Raw genomic sequence first — 15951 nt, 5'->3', positions numbered from 1 at the left:
GTGCGGATCCCCCCGCCGGAGGCGCAGGGCCTGAACTGGTCCGACTGTCGGACCAGTTGGGACCGCACCGGGCGGCAGGGGGGGCGTCTCCGTGTCCCGGCCAGGGACCCCGGTTGACCGCCGGGTCGTCCCGGCGGGCAGAGGCCCCATTGACCGCCGAGGCGTCTCACCGCCAGTCTGCACGTCGAAATCCCGCGTCCTGAGCGCGTCCGGAGGCCACCCGCGAGTGTGGCTGCCCGGACACCCTGTGGGCCCGCGGACGCGCATGGGGGAGCGCCGGCACGTGGTCGCCGGGCCGCACTTTCCGTGCGCCTCCGAGGCGTCCCACGCGCGGCACGCGGCATGAAATCGGTTGCGCCGCCACCCCCGGAGGAAACATGTCCCCGCAGTCCGCTGTCCCGCCGAAGGCCGCGCGCGCACCTCGTGCCCGCTGGCTGCTGCCGGCGTTGCTCGTGGGCGCGCTCGTCGCCGGCTGCAAGCAGGAGCCCGCGAAGACGCCGCCCGCCACCCCCGCGTCCACCGCGACGCCCGCGGCCAGCACTCCGTCCACGCCCACGCCCACGCCGGTGCAGCCCTCGAAGCTCACGCCCGTCATCCATGAGCTGGCCAGCGAGAACGCCCTGCCCACGGGCGTCGTCATCGAGTTCGCGCTGCCGGTGCGCCCGCGCTACGAGAACGTCGACGGCACCGTCGTCACGCTGTCGCCGGAGGTCGCGGGCAGCCTGAAGTGGACGGGCCCCTCGTCGCTGCTCTTCACCCCGTCGACGGGCTTCGCGGCTGGCACGACGTACACCGTCTCCGTGGACGCGGTGAACACCGACGCGGGCGTCGTCAAGCCGTGGACCGCGCGGGAGTGGCGCTACAACTTCACGACCTACGCCTTCAAGTTCGCCCAGCTCTACCCCACGCGCATGGACCTGCCGAAGGGCCGCGTGGAGGCGAACGTGGACTTCTCCGGCCCGGTGGACCTGGCCGCCGTGCGCTCCCGCACCAGCTTCCGCGTGGGTGACACCGCCATCAGCGACGTGAAGTGGAGCACCCGCGCGGACACGCGCAACTCGCTCTCCGTGGTGCTCACCCACCCGAAGCTCAAGCCCGGCGCGACGGTGCAGTTCTCCCTGCGCGAAGGCCTGACGCCGGCCGGAGGCGCGTCCACCGTGCAGGCGCCCGCAGCCACGGGCAGCTTCCCGCTGAACGGCGGCAAGCGCCTGGACATCACCTACGTGAGCCTCCAGGAGGGGACCAACGGCTACTTCTTCGAGGTGAGCTGCCGCGACGTGGAGGCGGACGCCCCGGCGAGCCCCACCGACGAGCAGTGGGATTCGTACTACTACGACGACGACAACAAGGGCTGCTCGCTCAACGACGCGGTGGCGCTGGAGGCCATCCGCTTCAAGCCGAAGGTGAAGTTCAGCGTGGCCCCGTCGCGGCGCGGCTTCCGCATCTTCGGTGACTTCAAGCGCGGCCCGCACACGCTCTCCCTCGCGGAGGGCACGCTGTCCGTGGGCGGCGGCACGCTGATGGGCGCCTGGTCGCGCGGCTTCTCCGTGCCCGCGCGCCAGCCTCAGGTGCGCTTCAACGCCAACGGCCGCTACCTGCCGCGCAGCGCGTGGCGCAACCTGCCCCTGCAGCACCTCAACGTGGAGGAGGTGACGCTCACGGTGCGCAACGTGCCGCCGGAGAACCTCGTCTTCTGGATGGGCAACGACTACCAGGAGAGCGCGGACGAGCGGACGAGCAACGTGCTGGTGCGCAAGGCGGTGCCGCTCAAGTCGACGCCGGACACGCTGCTCACCACGTACGTCGACGTGGCGTCGCTGGTGCCCGCCACCACGCGCGGCCTGGTCGAAATCCTGGCCGAGCGCGGCGACTACAAGGCCGCCTCCCGCATCCTGCTCACCGACCTGAGCCTCGTGGCCAAGCGCGGCGGTCCCGCCGTGGGCTCCCAGGACTCCGGCGAGGTGTGGGTCTGGGCCCTGGGCCTGGAGAGCACGGAGCCCCTGTCCGGCGTGGAGGTGTCGCTGGTGAAGAAGAGCGGGCAGGCCGTGGCCCGCTGCACCACGCAGGGCGAAGCCGGCTGCAATCTCAAGGTGCCCGCGCCCGGCGTGGACGACAGCGCGCCGTTCGCGCTGGTGGCGCGCAAGGGCGACGAGCTGACGTACCTCAAGTACGACGAGCTGAAGACGGAGATCGCCAACTCGGACGTGCAGGGCGAGCCGTACCGCGCCGAGCAGCCCTACCGCGCCTCCGTCTGGTCCGACCGCGGCGTGTACCGCCCCGGTGACACCGCGCACGTGGCCGCGGTGCTGCGCGGCCAGGACAACCTGGCGCCGCCCGTGGGCATGCCGGTGGAGGTGCGCGTCATCGACCCGCGCGAGCGTGAAATCCGCAAGGTGACGCTGAAGACGAACGCGGCGGGGCTCGTGTCGTTCGACCAGGCCTTCGCGGCGTTCCAGGACACGGGTCACTACTGGGTGCGCCTCAAGGTGGCGGACCGCGACGTGGCCTCCTACGCGGTGAACGTGGAGGAGTTCGTCCCGGAGCGCATGAAGGTGACGGCCAGCACCACCGCGCCGGGCTACGTGCAGGGCAAGGAGATTCCGGTGGGCGTGGAGGCCGCGTACCTCTTCGGCGGCTCCGCGGAGGGCAGCCCGGTGGAGCTGACGTGCCGCCTGGAGTCCGTGCCCTTCAAGCCCAAGCAGAACGCTCAGTACACGTACGGCATCTGGCGTCAGGACGGCACCGCGCCCCGGCCCGTCACGCTGGGGCAGGTGAAGGGCACGCTCGACGCGAAGGGGCAGGCGCTCCTCAACTGTCCGGCCCAGGCGGCGTCGGGCCCCATCAAGGGCGCCGCGCGGCTGTCCGCGGTGGCCAGCGTCTTCGAGTCCGGCAGCGGCCGCTCCACCATTGGCGAGGCCAACGTGCCGGTGCACCCGGAGGCCTACTACCTGGGCCTGCAGGCCAACACGCAGAAGGTGAAGGCGGCCACGCCCTTCACGCTGTCCGGCGTGGTGGTGGACTGGAACGGCCAGCTCGTCACCGACGGCAAGGCGCCGAAGACGGTGGTGCTGGAGTACCAGCTGCTCGAGGAGAACTACGGCTACTACTACGACGAGGAGTCCGGCTACGAGCGCTACCAGCGCTACCTGCGCCCGCAGCGTGAGGGCGAGGCGACGGTGAAGGTGGAGAACGGCCGCTTCACCGCCACGGTGCTGCCGGGCCACGACGGCGCGGGCTACCTCGTGCGCGCTCGCGCGGGCCACACCCAGACGGACCTCTCCATCGAGGGCGAGGGCCGCTACTACTGGTGGGGCGAGGGCTCGCGCGTGGACCAGACGCCGCGGCCCCAGAAGCCCACGGCGCTGGACCTGTCGCTGCCCGCGAAGGGCAAGGTGGGCGAGGCCCTCACGGTGAAGCTGAAGGCGCCCTACCGGGGCCGCGTCCTCTTCACGGTGGAGACCGACCGCGTGCTCACCACCGCGTGGAAGCAGGTGGAGCCCGGCGAGGTGTCCTGGTCGTTCACGCCCAAGGAGTACGCGCCCAACGTGTACGTGAGCGCGTTCCTGGTGAAGGACCCCCACCTGGAATCCGCCCAGGCGTTCATGCCCGACCGCGCCTTCGGCGTGGGCAGCATCTCGCTGGAGCCGGTGGACTTCACCCAGGCCGTCACGCTGACGGTGCCCAAGGAGGTCAAGAGCAACGACACCCTCACCGTGGACCTCGCGGTGGAGGGCGTGGAGGGCCCCACCTTCGCCACCGTCGCGGTGGTGGACGAGGGCATCCTGTCCCTCACGCGCTTCCAGAGCCCGGATCCGCTGAAGGAGATCTTCACGCGGCGCGCGCTGGGCATCCAGACCTTCGAGACGGTGGGCTGGGCGCTCCTGGTGCCGCCCGGCGGCAACTCCAGCTCCACCGGCGGTGACGAGGGCGGCGCCGAAGGCCGCGTGCAGCCGGTGAAGCCCGTGGCCCTGTGGAGCGGCGTGGTGGAGGTGCCCGCCAACGGCAAGCTGAAGGTGCCCTTCAAGCTGCCGCAGTACCGGGGCGCGGTGCGGGTGATGGTGGTGACGGCGGGCAACAAGCGCATCGGCCGGGCCAGCGCGCAGGTGCTGGTGCGCGACCCGCTGGTGCTCCAGACGACGCTGCCGCGCTTCCTCACCCAGAACGACGAAATCCAAATCCCGGTCTTCGTCACCAACCTGTCCGGCAAGGCGCAGGACGTGAAGGTGTCGCTGGCCTCGGAGGCGCTGGCGGTGCCGGGGCTCGCGATGCCGGAGGCGGTGGGCTCGCCCCTGGAGCTCAAGGGCAAGAGCGAGGGCCGCGCGCGGGTGGAGGATGGCAAGTCCCGCACCTTCGTGTTCCAGGGCCGCGCGGTGCAGTCGGTGGGCGCCGCTCGGCTGGTGGTGACGGTGGAGGGCGGGGGCTACACGTCCCGCGAGCAGCTGGACGTGCCGCTGTCCCCGGCCGGGCCCCGGGAGCGCAAGCTCCAGCAGGTGGAGCTGGCGCAGGGCACCACGGACGTGAAGGCGCTGCTCCAGGGCTGGGTGCCCACGACGGAGCGCACCACCGTCTGGGTGACGAACAACCCCTACGCGAAGTCGCTCCAGCACCTCTCGTACCTGGTGCGCTACCCGTACGGCTGCATCGAGCAGACGACGTCCTCCACGCGCCCGCTGCTGTTCGTGAGCCAGCTGGTGGAGCGCGTGGATCCGACCCTGGTCTCCACGGCGAAGGTGGAGGACATGGTGCAGGTGGGCATCAACCGGGTGCTGTCCATGCAGACGGCGTCGGGCGGCTTCGCGTACTGGCCGGGCCAGACGGAGCCCCTGGCCTGGGGCACGGCCTACGCGACGCACATGCTGCTGGACGCGCGCAAGCTGAAGTACCCGGTGCCGGAGGACCGGGTGGACAGCGCCCTCGCGTGGATGGGGGATGAGCTGACCCGCAAGGAGGGCCGCGTGAAGGATGACCACTACGGCCAGAGCTCGGAGGCGTACATGCACTACGTGCTCGCGGTGGCGGGCAAGGGGCGCAAGGCGCGGGCGCAGGCCCTGGTGAGCGCGCTGGAGACGGCGGCGAAGAAGGCGCCGCTCACCGGCGAGAACAAGGAGGACCTGTACCTGCTCAAGGCCGCGCTGTGGCTGTCCGGCGACCGCCGCTACGAGCAGGAGCTGCGCAACCCGGACGTGTCCACGCTCAGCGACGAGCGCCACAACAGCTGGTCGTTCTACTCGGACCGGCGCCGGCGCGGGATGATGCTCAGCACCTTCCAGGACCTCTTCGGCAACGCGCCGGAAGGCGAGCCCCTGGCGCGCATGGTGGCGACGGCGCTCCAGTCGCGCACGTCGGAGTACTACACGACGCAGGAGCTGGTCTGGGGCATCACCGGCCTGGGCAAGCGGCTGCAGGGCATGGCGACCAGCTTCACGCCGCCCACGCTCACGGTGGCGGGCAAGGCGGTGGCGTCCGTCGCGGAGAAGGACGCGCGCGTGTCCGACCGCACGTGGGCCCTGGCCCGCGCCAGCGAGCGCGCCAGCGTGTCGCTGGACCTGAAGGACAAGGGCACGGGCAGCGTGTACCTGCTCCTCCAGAGCGAGGGCGTGCGCACCACGCCCGAGGTGAAGGTGGGCGGGCAGGGGCTGACGCTCAAGCGCACCTGGCGCTCGCTGGACGGCACCGCGCTGGACTTGAAGGCCCAGCCGGTGAAGCTGGCGGACCTCATCTACGTGGAGCTGGAGCTCACCAACACCACGGGCGAGCGCGTGCAGAACATCGCGCTGGTGGACCGGCTGCCGGCGGGCTGGGAGATCGAGAACGCCCGCCTGGGGCGCGGGGGCAGCGTGGACTGGGTGGACGCGGATTCGCTGTGGACCGCGGACTACGTGAACGTGCGCGATGACCGGATGGAGGCCTTCGGCGCGCTGCAGGCCCGCGAGACGAAGAAGCTCGTCTACGCGGTGCGCGCGGTGACGGCGGGCAGCTTCACCCTGCCGTCCGCGGAGGCCGAGGCGATGTACGACTCCTCCGTCTGGGCCCGTGAAGCCGCGGGCACGGTGCAGGTGGCGGGTCCCTGGAAGGACGACCTGCTCTAGGCCCATGCGTCGCGTGCGTCTCAACGGAAGGAAGTGGGCGGGGGTGGCGCTGGCGGGGCTCGTGCTCCTGGGCACGGGCCTGCTGGCGGCCTGGTGGGTGCCGCTGCCGGAGCGGTTGGCGGCGCCCCCCTCGGTGGTGATGGCGTACCGGGACGGTGCGCCCGCGTACGTCTTCCTCGCCCCGGACGAGCGGTGGCGCATCCCCGCGCCGAAGGACCGCATCGACCGGGCCTATGTCCGCGCCCTCCTGGCGCTGGAGGACAAGCGGTTCTTCCATCACCCGGGCGTGGATCCGCTCGCGGCCCTGCGCGCCCTGGGGCTCAACCTGAGCCGGGGGCGGCGGGTATCGGGGGCGTCCACGTTGACGATGCAGCTGGTGCGCGTGCTGGAGCCCCGTCCCCGCACGTTCACCTCGAAGGTGATCGAGTCGTTCCGCGCCGCCCAGCTGGAGGCGCGGTTGTCCAAGCAGGAGGTGCTGGAGGCGTATCTCCAGTTCGTGCCCTACGGGCGCAACGTGGAGGGCGTGGAGGCGGCGGCGCTCGCGTACTTCGGGCATACGGCCCAGCACCTGAGCCCGGCGGAGATCGCCACGCTGCTGGCGGTGCCGCAGAACCCGAACCGGCGCTTCCCGTCGCCGGAGAACCGGGACCGGCTGCGCTCGGCCCGGGACGACATCGCCCGGCGGCTCCTGGAGTCCGGGGGGCTGGTCGTGGACGGCGTCGCGTCCGACGCGGTGCTGGCGGAGGTACGGGCGACGCCGGTGCCGGACGTGCTCACGCCCTTTCCCCGGGAAGCGCCGCACGCGGCGGTGTGGCTCAAGGCGCGGCGGCCGGGGGCGACGTGGCTGGCGACGACGCTGGACGCGGGCACGCAGCGCTTCGTGGAGCGCACGCTGGGGGAGGCGGCCCGGCGGCTGGAGCGGCAGGGCATCCACAACGGCTCAGTGGTGGTGGCGGACCGGGAAACCGGCGAGCTGCGCGCGCTGGTGGGCAACTTCGACTTCTTCGACGAGAAGCACGGCGGGCAGATCATCGGCTTCGCCACGCCGCGCTCACCGGGCTCGGCGCTCAAGCCGCTGCTGTACGCGGTGGGGATTGATCAGGGCCTGGTGGGGCCGGAGACGCTCGTGCCGGACATCCCGGTGGCGTACGGCGGCTATCAGCCGCGCAACTTCGACGGGCGGTTCCTGGGGCTGGTGCGGATGGAGTCCGCGCTGTCGCAGTCGCTCAACCTGCCGTTCGTGCGGCTCCTGGAGCGGGTGGGCGTGGAGGGCTTCCTCGGTTCCCTGCGGCAGGCGGGCGTCACCAGCCTGGATCCCCGGCCGGGGCACTACGGCCTTTCCGCGGCGGTGGGCGGGCTGGAGCTGACGCCGCTGGAGTTGACGGGCGTGTACCTGGCGCTGGCGGGGGATGGGCAGGCGCGGCCGCTGCGGGTGCTGGAGGAGGACACGGCGCCGAAGAAGGCCCAGTTGCTGGTGTCGCCGGGGGCGGCGTGGCTGACGCGGCAGGCGCTGGCGTTGAGGGACCGGCCGGACTTCCCGGAGCGGCGGCGGCTCACGGGCCTGCCCGCGCGGGTGCACTGGAAGACGGGGACGAGCTTCGGCAACCGGGACGCCTGGGCGGCGGGCTCCGGTCCGAAGCACACGGCGGTGGTGTGGCTGGGCAACTTCGACCACGCGTCGAGCGTGCACCTGGTGGGCGCGGAGAACGCGGCCCCGCTGCTGTTCGACATCCTGGAAGGCGTGGGGCCGCGAGGCACGGCGTTGCAGGAGGAGGACGTCGCGCCGCCCAGGGACCTGGTGAGCGTGGAGGTGTGCGCGTACTCGGGGCACCTGCCCACGGAGGCGTGCACTCAGCGCAAGCGGGTGGACGCGGTGCGCACGGCGGTGCCGACGGCTCCGTGTCCGTATCACCACCGGGTGGAGGTGGACGTGGCGTCGGGCTTGGCGGTGGGGCCGGGCTGCCGGGACGGGCGCAAGACGGAGTCGCGCGTGTACCTGACCTGGCCATCCAGCCTGCGCCGGTGGCTCGCGGAGCAGCAGCGGCAGCTGCCCGAACCGCCGCCCCTGGCGCCCGGCTGTGTCGCGGGAGGGGAGCGGGACACGCCGAGCATCCTCTCGCCGCCGGAAGGGCAGGTGGCGCTGCTCATCCCCGGCATGAACACGGAGGAGCAGAAGATCCCGCTGGAGGCGGAGGCCGCGCACGACCGCGAGCTGACGTGGTTCGTGGACGGAGCCGTCCTGGGAACCGCGAGGGCCGCCGAGCGCCTGTGGTGGAAGCCCAGCGTGGGCACGCACGACATCCTCGTCACCGACGACCACGGCCTCACCGCCCGCCGCACGTTGGTGGTGCGCGAGCGGCAGTAGGGCTCAAGGCCCGGCGATCCGCCGTGCCAGCGCGACACCACTGAGGAACGCGCCTTCCACGCGCGGCCCCGCGCACCAGTCGCCACAGGCGCCCAGCCCCAGCGCCGCGTCGTACAACGCAGGGGCCTCGAGCGGCGGTGCAGGCATCGCGAAGCGCCACCGGTGCGCGACGGCCTCCACCGCGCGCACGTCCCTGCCCAGCGCCTTGCCGAACGCCTCCACGAGCCTCGGCGCCATCTCCTCCGCCGTCTCCTCCAGGTGCGCCGCGCTGTACTCCGGCGACCCGTGAAGCACCCAGCGCTCACCCGGGGCCCGCCCCGGCTTGCTCGTGTCGCGCGCCACCCACGACAGCGGCGAGTCCTCCACGAACGCGCCATCCACCTCCACCGCCACCGTCTCCTCGAACCGGGCCATGACGGCCCAGCACGGCGACAGCCGCGCGGTCCCCGCCTGTGCCGCCAACTCGGGCGCCCCCGCCAGCAACGGCACTGCCTGCGGCGCGGGCACCGCGGCCACCACCACGTCCGCCAGCCCCAGGTCCTCGCCCGTCTCCGAAGTCAGTCGCCACGCCCGGCCGTCGCGCTCCACCCGCTCCACGCGCACCCCGGAGCGCACGTCCAATCCGTCCGCGAGCGCCTTCGCCACCGCGTTCATGCCCGGCACGCCCACGTACCGCACGGACTCCTTCGCGGGAGTCACCGCCCCACGCGTCAGTGTGCCGATGCGCCCCTGCCACTCCGCGACGACGCCCTCCGCCCCCCACGCCTCCACCAGCGTCCGGAAGAGCGGGTCCCTCGCCGTGAAGTACTGCGCGCCATGGTCGAACGTGCCCCCATCCGCGCTCCTCCGCGTGGACAGCCGTCCTCCCGGCCCGCGCCCCTTGTCCAGCACGCGCACGCCGAAGCCCGCGCCCGTCAGCACCCGCGCGAGCGCCAGCCCCGACATGCCCGCGCCAATCACAGCCACGTGGGGCAGGGGACCGGAGCGGCGCGGCAGCAGGTCATCCAGAACGCGAGAGGCGGGCATGGGCCGGGTGCTAACCCGTCCCCGCCCGCCTGGCACATCCCGCCCTCAATCGGTGTCCGCGCGACGACTCAGCGCACCTCCCAGCCCTCCTCGCCGCGGGCGTAGTGCTTGCCAGCGGGCAGCTCGCCGTAGAACAGCGCGTCCTTCACGCCCACCACCGACGTGCCGTCGAACAGGCCCACCTCGCCCTTGGCGGGGAAGGTGATGCCCAGTGAGGCGGCGGTGAGCCGCACCGTCTGGCCCGGCGCCACCGTGATGTTGCCCAGCACCGCGCCCGTCGGGGCCTTCACGATGGTGGGCGCGTAGCTCCCTCCCGCCAGGCTGATCCGCAGGTTCGTGGTCAGCGTCATGCCCTGGAGCGACACCGGCTCGGGGCCGTGGTTGCCCACCTCCACCCAGCCCGCGCGCGGGTCGAACGCCTCCAGCACCAGCGTGGACTGCCGCGCCTTCAGCCGCTTCACCTCCGCCATCACGAACTCGCGGCGGAACTTCACGAAGCGCTTCATGTACGCCTTGCCCGCGCTGAACTTCGCGTAGTCCATGTACGGGTCGGTCTTCATGGACGTGTCGATCAGCGAGTGGAGCTGGTCGATGTACGGGTCCATCACCTCCGGCGTGAAGAGCTCGTCCAGCGCCTTGTCCAGCCGCGCCTCCAGCCGGGCGCGCAGCACCGGGTTCATCACCACGCGCGTGCCCAGGTTGGAGAACACCGGCAGGTAGCCCGGGTAGCTCTTCTGCTCCTCCTTGCGCTGCTGGTACATCTTCTCCACCCAGCCATCCAGCAGCGTGAAGTTGAACAGCGGGTGCCGCATGTTGCTCGTGGAGGCGGACTGGTCCTCCACCGAGTTCGTGTACCACCAGCGCGCATCGACGTTGTTGAGGTCCCACGGCACGTAGCGCCAGCGCCCGGTGATGTCGTCGTGCATGAAGTAGCTCTCGGAGTCCTCCACGAAGTTGTTGGACATCAGCGCGTCCAGCACCATGGAGCGCACGTAGGACTCGAGCTCCAGGTTCTTCTCCAGCGCGGCCACCAGCTGCGGCTCCGGCGTGTGGTTGATGACGTCCAGCACCTCCCACAGCGCGTCGTCGGGCTCGCTCTCGTTCGTCTTCTTCACCCAGTCGCCCTGGTAGGGGACCTTCCACGTCTTGAACTCCGTGTCCTTCCAGCCCGCGCGGTAGATGGACGCGTCGTCGTCCGGGAACTGCCGCGCCTTCACGAAGGCCTTGTTGACCTGCTCCACCTCCAGGAACACGCCCTCGTAGTGGCCGTTCACGGAGAGCCGGACGAACGTCGCCTTCGACGCCGGCACCCGCATCGCCGCCAGCAGGTCGTAGGAGATCTTCTCCGCGATCATCGTCGCGTCGGCGTACTCGGCGATGAGGTTGAGCGACGTGCGGCCCTCGAACTTGTCCTTGTCCGCGAAGCTGACGTTCCAGCTCTTCTTGTCGAAGTCGCGCGCGGAGGCCCCGCGCAGCCGCACCTTCACCGGGAACGTCTTGCCGTTCGCCTGGAACGTCGCGTCCTGCTCCTCGGTCAGCGGGTACTTCTTGAACATCTCCAGCGTCTCCGGAGGCATGATCAGCGCGTACTCCGGCAGCGACGTCTGGACCTTCGGCAGCGTGAACGGCCGCTGCACCTCCGGCGGCGGAACCGGCCCGGCATCCGGGCTCCCGCCATCCCCGGGGTCCGTCGGGCCCGCGTCCGCGGAGCCCGCATCGGGCACCCCCGAGTCTGGCGTCCCTGCGTCCGTGGAGCCCGCGTCGGGAACGCCGGCGTCGTTCGTGCCGGGGTCCGTGATGCCGGGATCCGTCACGGAGGGATCGGAGTCATCGGGATTCGACGTGCCGCCGCCACAGGCGGCCAGCAGCATCGAGAGGCTGATCAGGAGTCGTAGGCGCGTCATCGACCGAGGCCTGAGCAAGCCGCATGCCTCCCTGCCACGGCGCCGGAAGGCACCCTCCCTGCCAGGGAAGGACGGTCAGGTGGGCGTTACAGGGCGCGCGGACTCCCCGTGGAAGGAAAACTCTTTCCCTCCCTGGAATGCTCGCCTGCCCTCACGCCTGCCCGCCTGCTTCCCGGGAAGGGGGGGCAGGCGTCATCGCCTCCGAGGCGGGCAACCGGGCGACGGCCGCTGGAAGCCGCCCTGTGCACGGACGCGACCGGCGGCCCTAGCTTCCTGGGAGCAGGCTGGAGGACGGCCCGAATCCGACAAGGGAGTGCTGATGGAGTCCTGGAACCAGACCTCGACCGATGCCGTGCGCACCCACGCCCCTTCCACGGTGAACCGGCGCATCGACGCCCACGTGGAGTCGTGTGTCCGCTACATGGCGGAGAAGGGGGACCGCCCGGAGATGAGCCGGTACCTCGACAAGCTGGAGCACGAGTGGGACGTGCACCGGACCCTGGTCGTGGGCGTCTCCGCGGTGGCGCTGGGGGGGCTGCTGCTGGGCCGCAAGTCCGGTCAGGGCTTCCGCCTGCTCGGCGGAGCCACCCTGGCCCTGCTCCTCCAGCACGGCCTCACCGGCTTCGGGCCCTTGTCCGCGCTCGTGCGCGCGCTGGGCGTGCGCACCCGCCGGGAGATTGATTTGGAGAAGTTCGCCATCAAGGCCCTGCGCGGGGACTTCGAGCGCATCCCCAACGACGGAGGGCCGCTGGCTCGCGCCAACGCCGCCCTCGTCGCCGCGCAGTCCTGAAGGAGCGCGCCTCCCTCACGAAGGGGGAAGCGCGCCCCTGCCGCTTCAGTGCACCAGGGGCGTCGTGTAGCCGCCGCCCAGCGCGGGCATCAGCGCCGGCCCTGGCGTGGCGGACCCCGGCCTGCGGTCACCCTTGGTGTCGAAGAAGCCGTTGAGGCCGGCGACGCCGATGGAGAAGTTCGTCACCCAGCCTTCGTCGGGCTTGCCCTCGGCGGCATTGATGTCGAAGGGCCGTGCGAAGTGCAGGCGCAGCAGCAGGGGCCCCAGCGACAGGTTGAAGCCGATGACTGCGTTGAGCACGCGGTGGTCCCACAGGTCCCTCGCGCCGTCGCCCACGCCGCCCGCGTCCACTGCCGCGATGGCCTCCAGGTCGCTCAGGAAGGCCACCCGGATGATGTCGTTGAGGGGCAGCTGCGCCTCCAGCGTGGAGTAGACGAAGTGCTGGCCCAGCAGCCACCGCTCGTCGCCGAAGTTCACGCCGCGCAGGGTGTCGAAGCTGGACAGGTAGTAGGAGCGCGCGTAGCGGCCGCCCACCGTGGTGCCCGCGCCCACGCGCGCGAAGAAGTTGGTGCGGCCGTAGATGGGGAAGTACCGCTCCGCGTCCAGGCGCAGGTTGCCGTACGCCTGCCCGTCGAAGGGCTGCACGCCGGCGGTGGCCTCCAGCAGCACGGAGCTGCCCGCGAGCGGCCCCGTCGCGTAGTGGTACTTGATGCTGTCGTAGCCGATGCGCCCGCTGAGCTCCGTCTGGAAGCGGATGTGCTGGTTGTCCGCGCGCCACGCGGACAGCAGCTCCGTGTTCGACTCGTTGCGCTCCGGGAACGCCAGGTAGAACTCGCTGAAGTCATCCAGGAAGTACTTCGTGCCGCCGATGCTCAGGTCGCCCTGGAGGTAGAAGAACGTGCTGAGCGGGTAGCGCAGGCTGCCCAACGCGCCGAAGTAGCGCTCCGACGAGATGAAGAACGGCCGCTGGTCCGCCGGCAGGTTGTCGAACGTCTTGTCGATGCGGAAGCGCAGCGACTGGAACAGACCGCCGCCCCACGTCGTGCGCTTCTCGTCATTGACGTAGAGCAGGAGGCCGTCCGTCAACTCGAAGGAGCCGTACACCGCCAGCGTGAGGACCATCTGGTGGTCGCGCAGCCGGTCCGACGCGGACGCGAACACCTGGCCCACGAAGCCGCCGCCGCCCGCGCCCGCGAAGCCGAAGATGGGCCCCAGCTCGATGTTCTCCCGGGTGAAGGGCTTGTAGTCCAGCGCGTCGGTGAGCGGCCGGAGGGCGAGCGGGGAGGGCGGATCCGCCTGCGGCTCCTTCGCGCTCTCCAGCGACAGCATGCGCGGCGGGCGCAGGAGGGACGGCTTGCGCTCACCGCTCATGTGGAAGAGCATCCACAGGCCGCCGTCGGGGCCGGGGCCCGGCTCGAAGACGCCCGTCGTCAGGTCGGTGCGCCGCACGATGCGGCCATCCGCCAGCCGCTCGTGCAGGTCGGAGCTGCTCTGGTTGTAGGCCACGAAGAACAGGCGGCCGTCCGGCAGCGCCAGCGGATCCGCCTCGTCGCGGTCCTCGCTGGTGAGGCGCTCGGACTGTCCCGCCGGCGCGTCCGGCTTCACGCGGAAGAGGTTGTACTTGCGGTGCGACGTCGCGTCGGACGTGTAGATGATGCCCGACGGGCCCCAGGTGACCTGCCGCTCGGCGAAGACGTCGTCGGTGAGCTTGCGGATCTTCGCGTCCTCGCCCTGCGTCAGGTCCACCAGGTACACGTCGCGCAGGCCCGCGTCGTTGATGCCGATGAACGCGACGTAGCGGCCGTCCGGGGAGAAGGCCGGCGAGTAGATGGCCAGCACGCCCTGCTTGTCGATGCGGTACTGGCGCCGGTCCCCCGTCTCCAGCTTCACGTTGAGGCCCACCTCCGTGCCGATGCCGGTGCGGATGGCCGAGCGTCTCACCAGCACGTCCGTGGTCCGCTTCTCGGAGATGTGCACGTAGTCCTGCACGTACAGCACGTCGCGCCCGGTGCGCTCCGCCACGAACGCGAGCTTGTCCTTGGTCAGCGCGAAGTTGCGGCCGGACACCGGGTGCAGGGACTCCACGCCCGGCACGCCGTCACCCGCCACCTTCACCGTCTTGCCCGGCGTGCGCGGATCCGTCAGGTACAGCCGGCTCTCGCCGGTCTCCGGCACGATGGTGCGCAGGGCCAGCACGTTGCCGTCCGGCCCGCTGGCCATCGCGGTGACGATTCCCGGCGTCTCGCCCAGCGAGTCCAGCGCCGGCGCCGTCTGCGTGGACTCCAGGTACGTCTTGAACGCCCGGCGCTTGAGCCAGTTCTCGAACCGCGCGGAGATGCGCTTGGGGTCATCCCCCGTCAGCCGCTCCAGCAGTTCCTCGAACTTGAGCGACGGTGAGTCGCGCGAGCCGCCCACCAGCCGGGGCGCCTCCTCCAGCAGCCGCTGGGTGATGCCCGCGCCGTACTCGGCCTCCAGGAACGCCACGCGCGCCTGGCCGACCTTGTAGATCCACAGGTAGCCATACGGCCCGGGGGAGAAGAAGTCGAGGAACGCGTAGCCCTTCATCAGGTCCGGGTTCACCAGCAGGTCCCGCACCATCATCTCCGCCTCCGGGTCCAGCCCGCGCTTGGCGTAGAACTCCGCGAGCCCTTCGATGAACCACAGCGGATAGCCGCCCAGCGGATCCCCGAAGGTCTTGGCCTGCTCGGCCACGGTGCGCACCTTCTGGATGGTGAACTGGTGCGCCAGCTCGTGCGTGCTGACCTCCTCGAAGAGGTGGTGGTCGCCCAGGTACGGCAAGGACAGCTTCAGGTCCTCCGTGGAGGTGACGCCCAGCGTGCCCTCGGAGACCGCGAACACGTTCGTCTGGAGGAACTCCGCGTAGCTGCTGTAGAGGATGTACGGGAACGTCTCCGTGGGGACGTACTTGAACTGATCCACCAGGTACCGGTACGCCTCCTCGATGATGGGGGCGGCCCGCTCGGCCACCTCGCGCTCGCGCTCGTAGAAGTAGAAGCGCACGCCACCCGTCTTCGCGCCCAGGTCCTTCGCGTAGGTGTAGTTGAAGCCGCCGTCCGTTCCGCCCAGCAAGAGCGGCGCGCCGGAGAACACCGTGCCGCCATCCCCGCCGGTCGCGCCCGCGAGCGTGCCCGCGTCGCCCGCCGAGCCGCCGTCCGCCAGCGCCACGACGCCCGGGGGCGGGATGCCGCCGTCAGGAAGGCCCAGGACGGTCGGAGGGATGCCCGCGTCCGACGCGCCCATGTCCAGCGCGATGCCTCCCGCCGCGGGCCGCTGGTTGCCCGGGGGCGCCGCGGTCACGTCGCCGGAAGGGGTGACCTCCGCGCCGCCCGGCGGGGACTGCTTGTCGCCCGTCTCGGGCGACGTGGTGGGCGCGCTTGGATTGGCGCCGCCCTGCGTGCCGGGCGGCTGATCATGCGCGGTGCGGTCCGTGGGCTTCGCCAGGCCGGTCGAGCCCGGCCCCACGAGGATGTCGATGTGCCGCCACTCGAATTCGTAGCTGTTCACGGGCGTCTTCCCCGCGCGGCGGGGAACGACGAAGACCTGGGCCAGCGCGAGCTCCGGCAGGAGCAGGGCCAGCAGCACGGCGATGACGTGCGGACGGGGGTTCAAAAAGCACCTCGGTAAGGCGAGGAGACAGGCTGTCAGGGGCCTGGAGGAAGGCTCCCTCTCCCACCGGAAACGCACAAGCGGTCGTTTTGTTTCTTTGCGTTGCGGTGGACGTCCCGGTCATCCCCCCTCTGCGTGCGCCAGGGGACT

Annotated in this window: 6 protein-coding genes; 3 read left to right on the top strand and 3 right to left on the bottom strand. The window is 71.2% G+C overall.

Annotation, left to right across the window (positions count from 1 at the left end):
- Positions 1 to 377: 377 nt before the first annotated feature.
- Positions 378 to 6089, top strand: coding sequence for an MG2 domain-containing protein (locus tag NR792_RS15025; RefSeq protein WP_375760714.1), 5712 nt, complete (start codon positions 378 to 380; stop codon positions 6087 to 6089).
- A gap of 4 nt (positions 6090 to 6093) precedes the next feature.
- Positions 6094 to 8454, top strand: a complete 2361-nt coding sequence (gene pbpC, locus NR792_RS15020; RefSeq protein ID WP_375760713.1) for a penicillin-binding protein 1C — start codon at positions 6094 to 6096, stop codon at positions 8452 to 8454.
- Positions 8455 to 8457: 3 nt separating this feature from the next.
- Here the strand turns inward: pbpC and NR792_RS15015 are convergent, their stop codons facing one another.
- Positions 8458 to 9480: an NAD(P)/FAD-dependent oxidoreductase gene (locus NR792_RS15015; RefSeq protein ID WP_375760712.1), complete on the bottom strand. Its 1023-nt coding sequence runs from the start codon at positions 9478 to 9480 to the stop codon at positions 8458 to 8460.
- Between the two features lie 68 nt (positions 9481 to 9548).
- Positions 9549 to 11384 carry a CotH kinase family protein gene (locus NR792_RS15010; protein ID WP_375760711.1) on the bottom strand — a complete coding sequence of 612 codons (1836 nt, stop codon included), beginning with the start codon at positions 11382 to 11384 and terminating at the stop codon, positions 9549 to 9551.
- A 319-nt stretch (positions 11385 to 11703) separates the two neighbouring features.
- Between NR792_RS15010 and NR792_RS15005 the strand changes: the two genes are divergently transcribed.
- Complete coding sequence (locus tag NR792_RS15005) at positions 11704 to 12174, top strand: hypothetical protein (RefSeq protein ID WP_375760710.1); 471 nt, start codon at positions 11704 to 11706, stop codon at positions 12172 to 12174.
- 45 nt (positions 12175 to 12219) lie between these two features.
- On the opposite strand, the gene NR792_RS15000 is transcribed toward NR792_RS15005, so the two are convergent.
- Entirely contained in the window at positions 12220 to 15804 is a 3585-nt protein-coding gene (locus NR792_RS15000; RefSeq protein ID WP_375760709.1) for a tolB protein precursor protein, read from the bottom strand.
- Between the last annotated feature and the right edge of the window lie 147 nt (positions 15805 to 15951).

This window comes from Corallococcus exercitus, from assembly GCF_042231735.1.
Classification (GTDB): domain Bacteria; phylum Myxococcota; class Myxococcia; order Myxococcales; family Myxococcaceae; genus Corallococcus; species Corallococcus exercitus_B.
Note: the sequence above shows the minus strand (reverse complement) of the source record. Positions and strands in the feature narration are given on the sequence as shown.